Origin of the sequence: Pseudomonas sp. 58 R 12 (assembly GCF_900005865.1) — a bacterium.
Classification (GTDB): domain Bacteria; phylum Pseudomonadota; class Gammaproteobacteria; order Pseudomonadales; family Pseudomonadaceae; genus Aquipseudomonas; species Aquipseudomonas tritici.
In genome coordinates, this window is sequence record NZ_CVTP01000024.1 from 398,090 (window position 1) to 411,878 (window position 13,789).

General features: G+C 57.3%; 12 protein-coding genes. 6 read left to right on the plus strand and 6 right to left on the minus strand.

The features are described 5' to 3' along the window. Positions 1-3: 3 nt before the first annotated feature. Genes BFP95_RS22615 through BFP95_RS22635 form a run of 5 tightly spaced genes read right to left on the minus strand, consistent with a single transcriptional unit; the run spans position 4 to position 4,551 of the window. On the minus strand, positions 4-1,140 hold the full coding sequence (locus BFP95_RS22615; protein ID WP_065874621.1) for a hypothetical protein: 1,137 nt from the start codon (positions 1,138-1,140) through the stop codon (positions 4-6). After that, on the minus strand, positions 1,137-1,862 hold the full coding sequence (locus BFP95_RS22620; protein ID WP_065874620.1) for an SDR family NAD(P)-dependent oxidoreductase: 726 nt from the start codon (positions 1,860-1,862) through the stop codon (positions 1,137-1,139). The genes BFP95_RS22615 and BFP95_RS22620 overlap by 4 nt, the downstream gene beginning before the upstream one ends. A gap of 10 nt (positions 1,863-1,872) precedes the next feature. Further along, positions 1,873-2,601 (minus strand): sulfotransferase-like domain-containing protein, encoded by a 729-nt coding sequence (locus BFP95_RS22625; protein ID WP_065880029.1) that lies wholly within the window; start codon positions 2,599-2,601, stop codon positions 1,873-1,875. Continuing rightward, positions 2,598-3,821, minus strand: coding sequence for a transaldolase family protein (locus BFP95_RS22630; protein WP_065910726.1), 1,224 nt, complete (start codon positions 3,819-3,821; stop codon positions 2,598-2,600). Before BFP95_RS22630 ends, BFP95_RS22625 begins: the two co-directional genes overlap by 4 nt. 25 nt (positions 3,822-3,846) lie before the next feature. Then, complete coding sequence (locus BFP95_RS22635; protein WP_065910727.1) at positions 3,847-4,551, minus strand: HAD family hydrolase; 705 nt, start codon at positions 4,549-4,551, stop codon at positions 3,847-3,849. A 254-nt stretch (positions 4,552-4,805) separates the two neighbouring features. Between BFP95_RS22635 and BFP95_RS22640 the strand changes: the two genes are divergently transcribed. The 6 genes from BFP95_RS22640 (at position 4,806) to asnB (ending at position 12,815) form a co-directional block, all read left to right on the plus strand. Continuing rightward, a complete protein-coding gene (locus tag BFP95_RS22640) occupies positions 4,806-5,606 on the plus strand; it encodes a glucose 1-dehydrogenase (protein ID WP_065874616.1) in 801 nt (266 codons plus the stop codon). Further along, on the plus strand, positions 5,599-7,422 hold the full coding sequence (locus tag BFP95_RS22645; protein ID WP_065910728.1) for a glycoside hydrolase family 15 protein: 1,824 nt from the start codon (positions 5,599-5,601) through the stop codon (positions 7,420-7,422). The genes BFP95_RS22640 and BFP95_RS22645 overlap by 8 nt, the downstream gene beginning before the upstream one ends. A 122-nt stretch (positions 7,423-7,544) precedes the next feature. Continuing rightward, positions 7,545-8,474: an alpha/beta fold hydrolase gene (locus tag BFP95_RS22650; protein ID WP_065874614.1), complete on the plus strand. Its 930-nt coding sequence runs from the start codon at positions 7,545-7,547 to the stop codon at positions 8,472-8,474. 520 nt (positions 8,475-8,994) lie between these two features. Next, a complete protein-coding gene (locus BFP95_RS22655) occupies positions 8,995-9,984 on the plus strand; it encodes an L-tyrosine/L-tryptophan isonitrile synthase family protein (RefSeq protein ID WP_065910729.1) in 990 nt (329 codons plus the stop codon). Continuing rightward, entirely contained in the window at positions 9,981-10,856 is an 876-nt protein-coding gene (locus tag BFP95_RS29150; RefSeq protein WP_083214635.1) for a TauD/TfdA family dioxygenase, read from the plus strand. Before BFP95_RS22655 ends, BFP95_RS29150 begins: the two co-directional genes overlap by 4 nt. 84 nt (positions 10,857-10,940) lie before the next feature. Then, a complete protein-coding gene (asnB, locus tag BFP95_RS22670) occupies positions 10,941-12,815 on the plus strand; it encodes an asparagine synthase (glutamine-hydrolyzing) (RefSeq protein ID WP_065874610.1) in 1,875 nt (624 codons plus the stop codon). Here asnB and BFP95_RS22675 read toward each other — a convergent pair. Continuing rightward, positions 12,773-13,753, minus strand: coding sequence for a GlxA family transcriptional regulator (locus BFP95_RS22675; protein WP_065880032.1), 981 nt, complete (start codon positions 13,751-13,753; stop codon positions 12,773-12,775). The two genes, asnB and BFP95_RS22675, sit on opposite strands and share 43 nt — an antisense overlap. Positions 13,754-13,789: the final 36 nt, after the last annotated feature.

Genomic DNA, 13,789 nt, shown 5'->3' on the forward strand with positions numbered 1-13,789 from the left:
CACCTACCAGGTTGAATTCTTGAAGGACAGGTACTTGCTCGCCAACTCGAGGGCGAACTCGGCGGACTGCTCGATAGACATGGTGTTCTTGGAATACCCCAGCATCGATTGCATGACGGCCATGCACTGGGGGTTGTAGCTGACTGAGCCGTCACAATGGATTTCGTCAATGCCATCCTGGCTCTGGCAAATGGTGTTGATGCGCACCGCTTCGTCCTTTGGGCAAGCCTCGGAGAACTGCACCTCGATCCGCCCCTCGTGCAGCAACACCGGGTAACCGCCCGGAAGCCCGAGGGGGCCTGGTGCGTGCACCACAACCGGCGTGGGTGAGAACAGCCCTTCGATGACGGTGACGGCGGAACATGCCGTGAGGAACTGCCCATCCACCCCGCCCAGGCGACGGAATTCGGATTTCACCGTAGAGAAAATCGCCTCGGCCGACGGACCAGCCAGCTCCGGCCGATCGCGCACCTCATACAACAACCGGTAACTGGCACGCGGGGGCAAGCCACCACGCGGCACGTAGTGGCTGAAGTAATGCTGGGCATACAGCTGCACTTGCACATCAGCGGGCGCGCATTCGAGCAAGCGGGCGATGGAAAACCGCACAGCGGGAACCAGGTTGGCCACATTGCCCACGCCGATATCCGGCGCCAGGCCAATGCGCGCCAGAATCGGATTGACCGCATCGGGGAACGCTGCATTAACGGTTTTAGTGGTGATGCCCGAGGCTTTTACCGCTCGCATCAGGCAATGCATCAGCGTCAGGTGCATGGGCAGCCAGGGACCGAACTGAGCTTGGTCAAGCTTCTCGAACGACAGCTTGGGCAACCCGGTAATAACCCGCCAGGACTGCAGCGACGCGCAGTTCACCAGCATATCCGGCGCTTCTTCACGCAGCAGTTGCGCGACTGTCGCGATATCTGTCAGGTCGGCGACCACCGGCTTGATGGCAATGAATTGCCCTAATTGCGCACACGACAGCTCTACCAGGTTACACAGCCGAATCGTCGACTCTTCATTGCGGCCCAGTACTACAAAGTCGAAAGCGTTTTTGGGGCCGAGAATCTTGAGGATCTGCAGGCACAGGTTGCCGGCGCCGACCAGCAGCAGTTTTTTCCTGGGCATCGACTGGCTCATCGTGGGTAGGCTCCGTTGTCGACCGGAATGACCCTGCCGGTGATGTGGCGCATTGCATCGCCAACCAGCAGCATGATGACCTCGGCAACGCCGCTGGGCAGGATCGGGTCCTTGAGGACTTCCTGGCGTGCGTACTCGGCACGCCGGTATTCAGGGATGGTGTCGTAGATGGCGGTTTCGTGGATCAGCGCCGGGGACACCGCGTTCACCCGCACAAACGGTGCGAAATTCCAGGCGTTGGCCTTGGTCAGGCCGATCACCGCTGCCTTGGTGGCACCGTAGAGGGCATCGCAGCTGCCGACTTCACCGGCCACCGAGGCGATATTGACGATGCTGCGCGGGGCCTCGTGCTTCATTTCCCGTTCGGCGAAGTCTTTGGAGAGATAGACCAGCGCCTTGAGGTTGACGTTGAGGATCTCGTCTATTTGCTCATCGGAATAGGCGTAGACACTTTTGCCGTGATAAAGGCCGGCGTTATTGACCAGTCCATAAACAGTCGCGTGGCGCTCATACAGGGTTGGGATAAAACTTTTGATAACGGTCATATCAGAAAAGTCGGCAACCTGTGCTTCAAACACGTCCGCGCTGTAAAGGTCCTGCAACACTTTCAGCCCCCCGGCATCTTTGTCGGCGCCGATAACAAAGTAACCCTGTTGAATAGCCATCTCGACAGTCGCTCGACCAATTCCGTTGGCCGCTCCGGTGATAATCAGCTTCTTCATACAAATATCCTTATTGACAAAACTCATTCATGCGCGCGTAAAACGTCCGATGGTATTCATACATTTTCTTTAACTTTGGATACTGTTCGAAAGCCTCGATATCGATAGTGTGATGATCCGGCGAAACAATGCGATCGCTATTTTCCGCAGCCACATGCCAACTCCGCCAGGTTTTCCATTGTTGTGGACACTCGCGTTTCCAGGTCATTGCGTGCGGCAGAAACTCAATACCCAAGTGATCACACAGTTTGCGAATCACCCGCTCCGGCTCGGCGGCCAAATCATCTGCATTAATGACATAAGGAACGTGGCCTGTGAGTTTAGTGACCACACAGAATATGTCGTACAGCGCTTTATGCCCGATGGCCTGCAACGGCATATCGGGGTGGACTCGATGATGGGAAATAATGCTGCTGGCGGGTTCGCGAATAAGAAAGATATTATCCTGTTGCGCCAGAAAGCCGACATCAACTTTCAAATCATCCAAACAGTGGTAACACATATCTTTATGAAAAACGTTAGTTCGTTCGCGCGCCGTGACCAAGTGTTCTTTTATGCCCTGGTAAGTGGTGGGCAAACTGTGATCCCACTCATCCGAAGGGATCGCCGAGTCCTCTGAAAACGCCATATGCGCAAAGGGCTCGTGGAAGACCTCGAAATCCCCCCGCTCGATAAACACGCGCTCCAATACGGTGGAGCGCGAACGTGGGTGGGCCCACAACCCGATCATCCGGTTCATGCGATCACCCCGAATTCGGCGGCCAGCAGCGCGTTGAGCGCGCGCTTGAAGGGTTTGGTTACCGGGCAGAGCCGCACGCAGTAGTCCGCCAGGCGCCGGTGTGCGCTGTTGGCTTCATTGCAGGCGTTGATAAACGCCTCGTGGTTGCCAAAGTCGTACGGCTCGATGCTGTCGATGAAATAGGCTTCGTAGAAATACGGGATGCGGATCAGCTTGGCGAAGGTCGACGCAGGCGGCTTCTGGGGTTCCACCGCAGGCACCACCGGCTTGCCATGGCTCTCGCGCTCGATCAGAAACTCCACCACCTCCGGCGTCAGCGTGTAGCAGGTCGCCGTCTGCCCGGTCTTTTCCAAGTGCCAGCAGTGCTTGTTGCCACGCTCGTCCACGTCGATTTTTATACTGGAAAGCAAGGTTTTGACCGGCACGGTCGAGGCCGCGACCAGCGCCTGGACCTGCTCGTAAATCATCAATTCAGCCCAGCGCAGTTCCTCGGCACTCAAGACCAGACCACGCTCCGCCGCCTGCAACGTGAACTCAGGTTGGCAGGCGAAACGCCCAATCATGAAGGTGATGACGTACTTGCAGCGACGGGTGTCGATACCGTTGCGGCGTGCAGTCGCCAGGCCGCGTTCGATGGCTTGGATACCGGCCTGGAACTGCGCCACCGTGAAGCAGAAGGTGATATTCACCGACGCGCCCAGGGCGACCAGCTGTTCTACAGTCGCCATCCCTTCGAGGCTGCCCGGCACCTTGACCATCACGTTCGGTGCGAGGCGATGCAGTTCCAGGCCCCTGGCGGTCATGCGCTCGGTGCAGCGCACATCCACCGGGTCGACCTGGGCGGAAATCCAGCCCTCGACCTGCGCCGATTGAACCCACAGCGGCTTGAGCGTCGCGGCGCCTTCGAGGATGACTTCGTTGTACAACTGCTTGCGCAGCTCACTGGGAGACAGGCTCGCGAGGTTGAAACGCGATGACCAATACTCGCGCTTTTCGAGGATAACGGCCGTCACCAACCGCGGGTTGGTGGTCACACTGCACAAGCCTCTGGGCTGGGCGATATCATCCGGCATCAACGCATCTATATAAGTCGTCGCCGCCGGGTACTTTTCCAACAGGTGCTGTTTATAAGACAGGTACACGGCCGGCGATGAATCCCACCACACTTCTGAATAGTGATTGTTGCGTTTAAGCCGTTCTACGTAACCACGTGTATTCACGACGCCTCCTCCCTGAGTAATAAGATCAATTAAAAACGGCCAGCATTTCACGTATATCGGCAATCGGCCGTGCGCCGGCAGCCACTAACTGCGGATGCCGATGCGGAGGGCCAAAGCCCAAGACACGTAGATGGGCGGCAACAGCAGCCTGAATACCGGTCACACTGTCTTCAACAACCAATGCATCACTCACATCAATACCGTAAGCATCACACGCCGTCAGAAACACTAAGGGATCAGGCTTCCAACTGCCCAACTCATAACAACTGAATATTCGCCCTTCGAAATAAGAGAGCAGCCCGGTAAGGCGCAGACAGTGTTCTATCTTGTCACGTGGCGCACTGGACGCTACGCAAAAAGGAACGGTCAGCGCTTGCAGTACTTCAATCATTCCATCAGTGGCTTTTAAACGTTTTGTCAGTGCGTCCAATGCCTGCTTTCGAAAGCGCTGTTCAAACTCACTGTCCAGGCGAACATTTAAAAGCTGTTCCGCCTCGCGTAAACACTCAACAACCTTGCGCCCACGGAAGTGTTCGATAAAACGTGTGGCATCTAACATCGCGTCGTCCGGTACTAACGCATTTAGCAGGGCGATCAACACAGACAGGGTTATTTCTTCGCTTTGGACAAGCACACCGTCGCAATCGAAGATAACTAACTTAGGCACGCCAACTAAGGCAGCGGCTGTTTCCTGAACGGGCAGTTCCCCTATATCGGCCGAGAGGCACATAGATATCTCTTATTGCTGGCCCCGCGATGACTTCCGAACTACCAACGGAGCGGGTTGAGGTGTGCCTATAAGACACGGGGCGAAAAAGCCTGTCAAACGCTTTTGAGCGGTTTTTTAGTATCTTATGGTTATTTTTTATAGTTCTGTTATTCCATTTTTCACCATGGTTGTAGTCGCTAATTTCACACGGGTGAACTTCCCTTGCGCGCTATCAGTCAGCTACTTGAACTCACGGATTTAAGGCTGGGTGAGCAATGCATATTTCGTTGGAACAACAAGTGGCACTGGTGACAGGCGCCAGTTCCGGCATCGGTGCCGGCGCGGCCAAGGCTCTGGCACAGGCCGGAGCGGCCGTGGTGCTGAATTACAATGCCCAGGCGGCGCCCGCCGAAGCCCTTGCCGAACAGATCAATGCCAGCGGCGGCCGGGCGATTGCGATCGGCGCCGACGTGTCTAAAGAAGCGGACGTGGAGCGGCTGTTTGCCCAAGCGCTGGATGCCTTTGGCCGCCTGGACATCCTGGTGGCCAATTCCGGCATGCAAAAGGACGCCAACCTGGTCGACATGAGCCTCGACGACTGGAACGCAGTGATCGGCGTCAACCTCACCGGCCAGTTTCTGTGTGCGCGGGCGGCTGTGCGGATCTTCAATCGCCAGGGCGTGCGCGAGGGTGTGTCGCGGGCGGCAGGCAAAATCATCCACATGAGCTCGGTGCACCAGTTGATCCCCTGGGCCGGGCATGTGAATTACGCGGCGTCCAAAGGTGGCGTGGAAATGCTGATGCGCACTCTCGCCCAGGAAGTCAGCGAACAGCGCATCCGCATCAACGGCATTGCGCCCGGCGCGATTCGTACGGCGATCAACCGTGCGGCCACTGAAGGTGCCGCAGAGAAGGAGTTGCTGAAGCTGATTCCCTATGGCCGCGTCGGCGATGTAGAAGATGTAGCCAACGCCGTGGTGTGGCTGGCCAGTGATGCTTCCGACTACGTCGTGGGCAGCACGCTCTTTATCGATGGCGGCATGAGCCTTTATCCGGAGTTTCGTGGCAATGGTTGATTTGAACGAACAACAAAGCGCCATCGATGCCCACGGCATCATCGGCGATATGCGCAGTGCGGCCTTGGTAAACGATAAAGGCAGCATCGACTTCTTCTGCTGGCCGGAATTCGACAGCCCGTCGATCTTCTGCTCGCTGCTGGACAGCCCCGACGCCGGCATTTTCCAACTCGCCCCGGACCTGCCCAACGCGCGGCGCGAACAAATTTACCTGCCCGACACCAACGTGCTGCAGACCCGCTGGCTCAGCGACGAAGCCGTGGTGGAGATCACTGATCTGTTGGTCATCAGCGAAGAAATCGAAGACCTGCCGCTGCTGATCCGCCGAGTGCGCGTGGTCAGTGGCAAGGCCACCCTTCATCTGCGTTGCGCGGTGCGCCACGACTACGCACGCACGCCTACCCACGCCAGCCTCGACAACGGCAAGGTGTGTTTCAGCGCCGACGGCCAACCTGGCCTGCGCCTGGCCAGCAGCCAGCCGTTGCAGATCAAGGACGGCGCCGCCGTGGCCAGTTTTACCCTGGACCAGGAAGAGGGTGCCGAGTTCGTCTTGGGCGGCCAGGAGGATGAACGCGTCGACGGCGGCTGCACCGACCTGGCGCTGGCCCACACCTTGAAGTTCTGGCGCGGCTGGATCGCGCAGTCGAACTACCGTGGCCGCTGGCGCGAAATGGTCAACCGCTCGGCCCTGGCGCTCAAGCTTTTGACCTCGCGCAAACACGGCGCAATCATCGCCGCTGCCACCTTCAGCCTGCCGGAAACGCCCGGTGGCGAACGTAACTGGGACTACCGCTACACCTGGATCCGCGACGCCTCGTTCACCGTCTACGCCTTTATGCGCCTGGGGTTTGTCGAAGAAGCCAACGCTTATATGCGCTGGCTCAAAGGACGGGTCAGTGACTGCTGCGGCCAGCCGACCAAAATCAATATTCTCTACGGCATCGATGGTCGCCAGGAGCTGCCGGAAGCCGAGCTGGACCACTTCAGCGGCCACGGCGGCGCCAAGCCGGTGCGCATTGGCAACGAGGCGTTCGACCAGATCCAGCTTGACATCTACGGCGAACTGATGGACGCGGTGTACCTGGTCAACAAGTACGGCGAAGCCATCTCTCATGAGGGCTGGAAACATACGGTAGAAGTCGCCGATCAGGTCTGCGAGATCTGGAACACCAAAGACGTAGGCATCTGGGAAATGCGCGGCGAGCAGCATCACTTCCTGCACTCGCGACTGATGTGCTGGGTCGCGCTGGACCGCGCCATCCGCCTGGCGTCCAAGCGTTCGCTGCCGGCGCCTTTTGCACGTTGGGACCAGACCCGCCAAGCGATCTATGCCGACATCTGGAGCAACTTCTGGAACGAAGAACGCGGACATTTTGTGCAGCATATCGGCAGCACCGCGCTCGACGGCTCGATGCTACTGATGCCGTTGGTGCGCTTCGTCGCGGCGACCGATCCACGCTGGCTCTCAACGCTGGAAGCCATCCAGAAAAGCCTGGTGCGCGACGGCATGGTCTACCGCTATCGCAACGACGACAGCCAGATCGACGGCCTGCAAGGCACTGAAGGCGCATTTGCGGCCTGCTCGTTCTGGTACGTCGAATGCCTGGCCCGCGCCGGGCAAGTGGAAAAGGCCCACCTGGAATTCGAACAACTGCTGCGTTACGCCAACCCTCTGGGGCTGTACGCAGAAGAGTTCGACAGCCAGGCCCGCCACTTGGGCAATACGCCGCAAGCCTTGAGCCACTTGGCGTTGATCAGCGCTGCGACCTTCCTGGACCGTAAGCTCAGCGGGGAAAAAACCACCTGGCAACCCTGAGGTCGCCGAACGGCGCTGACCTCGGGCTACACACGTCAGCCTATTGCCTTAAATTCCACCCCTCCCGTTCACGGCTTTCGGCTAGAGTTCCAGCACCTCTGGCCAGCCGATGAACGCTCACCATGACCACCACTGCCCCGCTGCTTTACGTCCGTACGTCCATGCTCGATGTGGCGTATGAAGCCCACGGCCCCGTTGGTGGAAAACCTGTGATCCTGCTGCACGGCTTCCCCTACGACCCTCGCGCCTATGACGCGATAGCGCCCGTACTGGCCGGGCATGGCTTGCGGGTGCTGGTGCCGTACCTGCGCGGTTACGGCCCGACGCGTTTTATCAACGAACACGTCATGCGCTCCGGACAGCAGGCGGCGTTGGCCAAGGACCTGCTGGACTTCATGGATGCGCTGGGCATCCCACAGGCGACCCTCGCCGGCTACGATTGGGGTGGACGTGCCGCGTGTATCGTCGCGGCGCTGTGGCCCGATCGCGTCAGTGGATTGGTGACCGGTGACGGCTACAACATCCAGGACATCGCCGAGTCGCTGGCGCCACGGGCACCCGAGACGGAACACCGCTTGTGGTACCAGTACTACTTTCATACCCAGCGCGGTGTCGACGGCTTGACCGCCAACCGTCGCGAACTCTGCGAACTGCTGTGGTCACTGTGGTCGCCGTCCTGGACCGAAGGACCGGGGCTGTATGAGCAGACGGCGCCGTCGTTTGATAACCCGGATTTTGTCGAGGTGGTGATCCATTCCTATCGCCACCGTTTTATGTATGCGCCTGGTGACCCCGCACTCGAAGCCATCGAGCAAGCCCTGGTATTGCAGCCGCCGATTTCGGTGCCAAGCATTTCGCTGTGCGGTGCCGATGATGGGGTGGGCCCGCCACCCGAAGAGGATGATGACGTGGCGCATTTCAGCGGGTTTTACCGGCGCCAGGTGCTGCCCGGCGTGGGCCACAATATCCCCCAGGAAGCGCCGCAGACTACCCTTGACGCGCTATTGGAATTACTCGCATTTGACAAGGGACGCAGGATTTTTTCGCAGTAGATCAGTGCTACATGCCTACCCTCTTCGGCGACACTTTGCTGTAAGTCATTGCGCTACGCGTTCGAACCAATTTCGACGCACAGATAAAGAAAAACCTACCTACCAATGAAGAAACGCCAAAAAAAAATAACAAATCATTATGTCGACACAAACAGAAAAATATACACAACCCTTTGAAACTTTAAACATGCGTACATATAAATACTTTAGAAACCACCTCAGCGCGCGACTCATTCACCATCAAAAATCCTCAACGCCATACAGCACAGACACTTCAGCCACTCCTGCGTAAAAAGAATGCTGCCCCCAGTACTTTCTCAACCTTAAAAAAACATAAACAAAAGCCAACCCAAAAAAAGCAAAAGTAACAAAACGTTAGTACAGGCTTGCTCGAGGCATCGCTAACATTTTAACTATTTTTTACGCCAGCGCCGTGCACGGCAGCTGGCAATACCATCCAAAACAGAAAAAACCGCGCCTTAAAAACAATGACCAAACAACTACAAAAAAGGTACATCCGATGCATAACATGCCAAGTGATACGTCCTCTATTATTCTGAACGAAATTCTGCGTATTCGTCGGCGAGATGAGCGGGCCTCCTTGCCCATCGCGCTGGACGAGGAAGCCGATCAAATCCACTCCATTCAGATTCCACGGATCCAACGATTCGTGGAAGCGGGTAGACCGATCGAATTGGTCTTGCCTGCCTTTCCCGCCAAATCGCCTAATCCGGATAAAGTGATCGGCCGACTTCCTGATCTGGCGGAAAGAATTTCCTTACAGTCTCTGGATAAGTTATGCACCGATATAAAATCCCACTACGCGCCAGGCGCGCGGCTGACTATCTGCTCAGATGGGCGTGTATTCAGCGAAGTGATAGGTGTCGATGACGAAGATGTGAGTCGGTATCAATCTGCAATCGGCCATATAATTGCGCAAAAACACGCCCATCATTTACGGCTCTATAATCTCGAAGATTGCACTCGACTCAATGCGTTAACAGATGACTTTGACCAGTTGCGTAGGCTATTGATCGAGGGCTATGCAGAACCACTGACGACAGTTAAAAAAACGTTAATGAAAACGCCAGAGGGCGTTGAGTTGTATCGGGCAATCACCCGCTTCATGTTTGAAGACAACCTGATACCCGGCTATTCAGGATCACGAAGTGCCCTACAGAAGAAAGCCAAGCTGCTGTCCGTCGAGGTCATTCAACGCAGTTGGGCGTGGGGCGAACTCTTGGCACAGGAGTTCCCCAACGCCATCAGATTATCCATCCATCCGCAGCCAGTTAGCAGCTTGAAGATAGGCATTCATATGATGCCGGCCCAGGACAGCTGGATTACGCCTTGGCATGGCGTAGCGGTAGGTATGGGAGATGACTTCAAGCTAATGAACCGCAAGGACGCACAACGCTGTGGAGCCCACCTGATCATGCAAGATGACCTGCGCAGCCACTATGCGATTGACTCATCCCAAACGACCTCCTTGCTGGCGGCTGCAGTATGACGGACCCGAACCTGTCACACTTGATCACCACGGCGCGTCTGCCTGCCACACTCACTCCACCTGAATTCGGCGTGATGATCACACCACGGCATCCCGACGTCCATCTCGGGGAGCTATCGACTGCCTGGCTCCGCATGTTGGTACATAACCACCAGCTCGTCATTCTTCGCGGTTTTGACAGTTTTGATACAGCAGAAAGCCTCACGCGATATTGCTCTACGTTCGGCGAAATCATGATGTGGCCTTTTGGCGCTGTACTGGAGCTGCAGGAGCAACTGGCACCGGACGACCATATTTTCTCCAACAGCTACGTACCACTGCATTGGGACGGCATGTATCTGGAGAGCGTACCCGAATTCCAGATATTTCATTGCGTGAGAGCCGACGATTGTCCCCACGGTGGGCGCACCACGTTCGCCTGCACGCCCGTTGCATTGCGCATCGCAACGCCCGAAACACGCAACTTATGGAGCCGGGCCCAAGGCACGTACCGACGAACGGTGGAGCTCTACAGCAACTGCGCCAGCGCACCTATCATCAATCGACATCCGCGGAGGGAATTCCCTGTACTGCGATATTGCGAACAACCGGTTGCGGGGGACACTGACTTCATAAATCCATCGCAATACACTTTCAGCGGGATCGACGACAGCGAGCACGCCGCATTACTCGATAGCCTTGGCGCCGCATTGCATGACCCGCGTGCCTACTACGCCCATCAGTGGCAAACCGGCGATGTCGTGCTCACCGACAACTTCAGCCTGCTCCACGGCCGAGAGAGCTTCACCAGCAAAAATGGTCGACATCTGCGCCGGGTTCATATCCACAGCGATCCGCCATTGCTCAACCCTCATATCCCATCTCAGGCCTGACGCCTGGTCCTGACGCCTGGTCCTAACCCAAGGGGAGGTGTCAGGGACACCCATTATTTCTCTTTTTCAGCGGAGTACATTCCCATGTGTGGAATAACCGGTTGGGTTGACTTTGCCCACGACCTGAGACACGAAACAGCCACCATCGACGCGATGACAGACACCCTGAAACTGCGTGGCCCTGACGCACGCGGTGTTTGGATCGACAAGCACGTAGCCCTGGGTCACCGCAGGCTATCGATCATTGACCCAGAACGTGGTTTGCAACCGATGCAGAGCCAGCAGACAGGCCCTGGCAATCTGCCCAGAGCCGTCATTTCCTATGCTGGCGAAACCTACAACTTCATCGAGCTGCGCGCTGAACTGATGCAGGCGGGCTATCGATTCGCGACGCATTGCGATACCGAAGTGGTGCTGCAGGCATACCTGCACTGGGGCGCTGACTTCGTGCATCGCCTTAACGGCATGTACTCAATTGCAATTTGGGACAGCGCGAATGATGAACTGATTTTGGTCAGGGACCGGCTTGGGGTAAAACCACTGTTTTACTATCCAACGGCCGACGGCGTTCTTTTCGGCTCGGAACCCAAGGCGCTCCTGGCCAACCCTGACGTCAAAGCACTCTCCACTCGTGAAAGCCTCTGCGACGCACTCCTATTTTTACGTACTCCGGGGCAAGTGCCCTTCAGCGGTATGAAAGAACTCAAGCCTGGCCACCTGCTGCGGGTGCGTCGTGGACAAATACGCGAAGAACGCTATTGGGCGCTCGAAGCAAAACCGCACACAGACGATCTTGAAACCACCATTGCCACCATCCGCGAGCTACTCGATGACATTGTGGCCCGACAAATGATTGCTGACGTTCCGTTGTGTGCACTGCTATCGGGAGGGTTGGACTCTAGTACCGTCGCTGCACTCGCACAAAAGAAGCGTCTGGCCAATGGCGAGGATCCACTATCGACGTTCTGCATCGACTTTGTGGGACACACTGAAAACTATCGGCCGGATCCCGTCCGGCCCTCCGCCGACGCGCCTTTCGCAGCCGAAGCCGCACGCCACATCGGCAGCCGGCACCACAACATCGTCCTGGATCGCGCAAGTTTACTTGACCCGACTCTGCGTGAAAAAGTCATGCGTGCCTGGGACTTGCCCTTCAACTTTGGCGACTTGGACATCTCACTGCATCAACTGTTTGCCAACGTGCGCCAACACGCCACCGTCGCGCTTTCCGGCGAGGCTGCCGATGAACTATTCGGGGGCTACCTGTGGATTTCTGACCCGCAGGCTCGGGCGGCGCAAACCTTTCCATGGCTAAAACTCGGGGCTCATCGCGGGCTGTCCCCCAAAGCGCTGTTTCATAAACAGTTTATCGATGACCTGAAACTGGACGACTATGAAGCCGAACTCTACCGCACAGCGTTGGCCGAGGTCCCCAGGCTCGACGGAGAGTCTGCGGAAGAGCGACGTACTCGCGAGTTGAACTACCTCACACTCACCCGATGGCTGCCGATGCTGCTCGACAAAAAAGATCGCATGGGGATGGCCAGCGGCCTTGAGGGGCGAGTCCCGTTCTGCGATCACCGCCTGGTGGAGTACGTATTCAACATCCCGTGGGCCATGAAGATCTTCAACGGCGAGAGCAAAGCGCTGTTGCGGGCAGCTGCCGCTGACCTGTTGCCTGACTCGATCCTGCGTAGAGGTAAATCAGCCTTTCCGTCGATTCAGGACCCGGGCTACGACCAAGGACTGATCGCCAGGCTCAACGCCTCCATCCAGAACCACGACGGCTCACTGACGTCGTACATCGACCCTGTCGCACTGCAGCAACTAGGCGCGAAGAGTGACACTGGCAGTTTTTCCGATCTCGAGCGTATTCTGGTGGAGTCTGCCGAACGGCTGAGCCGTTGGATTGACACCTACGCTGTCGAGCTTGATATTCGAGAAAATCGCTCCCTGTAAGCCTGCGGAGTCACCGCCAGCACGCGCAGAAAACTGCGCCGCATGGTTTCTTCGCATTTAAAACCGCACTGCGAGGCGACTCGCTTGATCGGCGTGTCTTCGTCAACCAGTCGCCGCCGTGCGGTTTCCACTCGTATCAGCTCCACTGCCCGTGCTGGCGTCCGTCCGGTTTCAGCCCGGTAGTGACGCACAAAACTGCGCTCGCTCATCCCGGCCTGGGCCGCCAGTGTCGAGATATTCCAATTCAACGTCAGACGCTCGGCGATCCAGGCATGCAACTCAGCAAACCGACCACTGCCCTGTTGCAGAGACAGGGTGACGCTGAACTGGGATTGCCCTCCCGGGCGTTTCAGAAACACCACCAAGTGCCGTGCCACTTCCAGGGCGACGGCGGCACCCAGATCGTCTTCCACCAGGGCCAGGCACAAATCAATACCGGCGGTGACCCCCGCTGACGTCCACAGCGCCCCTTGCTGGATAAAAATCGGGTTAGCCTCCACCTGCAATTTCGGATACTTGAGCGCCAATTCCTCACAACGCGTCCAATGGGTAGCCACACGACAGCCATCGAGCAAGCCTGCGGCCGCCATCAAAAAAGCGCCCGTGCAGACCGACGCCGTCCGGCGTGAGTTGACACTCTTTTGTCGCACCCAATCCACCAGGTCAGCGTCCTCGGCAGCGCCATAAACCCCCCAACCACCGGCGATCACCAGGGTATCGCACGGGGCATCAATCACCGGCAAGGGCTCAGCCACCACTGCAAGGCCTGCCGAGGTCATGACCGCCGAGGTCTGAGCAGCGATCACGTTGACCGCGTACGGCAACGCGAAGCCCCGTTGTCGCGCCAGGTCATTGGCGGACGAGAACACTTGCAAGGGGCCGGTAACATCAAGTATCTGAGCGCCTGGAAAGGCGAGTACATGGATAATTTTTGTCATGTTGGCGTAATTCGTGGGCGTAATGGCGTGTAGGCC

Coding starts and splice junctions, on each gene's coding strand:
- BFP95_RS22675 (WP_065880032.1), bottom strand. CDS start 13,753: ATGACAAAAATTATCCATGTACTCGCCTTTCCAGGCGCTCAGATACTT.
- BFP95_RS22645 (WP_065910728.1), top strand. CDS start 5,599: ATGGTTGATTTGAACGAACAACAAAGCGCCATCGATGCCCACGGCATC.
- BFP95_RS22625 (WP_065880029.1), bottom strand. CDS start 2,601: ATGAACCGGATGATCGGGTTGTGGGCCCACCCACGTTCGCGCTCCACC.
- BFP95_RS22635 (WP_065910727.1), bottom strand. CDS start 4,551: ATGTGCCTCTCGGCCGATATAGGGGAACTGCCCGTTCAGGAAACAGCC.
- asnB (WP_065874610.1), top strand. CDS start 10,941: ATGTGTGGAATAACCGGTTGGGTTGACTTTGCCCACGACCTGAGACAC.
- BFP95_RS22620 (WP_065874620.1), bottom strand. CDS start 1,862: ATGAAGAAGCTGATTATCACCGGAGCGGCCAACGGAATTGGTCGAGCG.
- BFP95_RS22655 (WP_065910729.1), top strand. CDS start 8,995: ATGCATAACATGCCAAGTGATACGTCCTCTATTATTCTGAACGAAATT.
- BFP95_RS22650 (WP_065874614.1), top strand. CDS start 7,545: ATGACCACCACTGCCCCGCTGCTTTACGTCCGTACGTCCATGCTCGAT.
- BFP95_RS22640 (WP_065874616.1), top strand. CDS start 4,806: ATGCATATTTCGTTGGAACAACAAGTGGCACTGGTGACAGGCGCCAGT.
- BFP95_RS29150 (WP_083214635.1), top strand. CDS start 9,981: ATGACGGACCCGAACCTGTCACACTTGATCACCACGGCGCGTCTGCCT.
- BFP95_RS22615 (WP_065874621.1), bottom strand. CDS start 1,140: ATGAGCCAGTCGATGCCCAGGAAAAAACTGCTGCTGGTCGGCGCCGGC.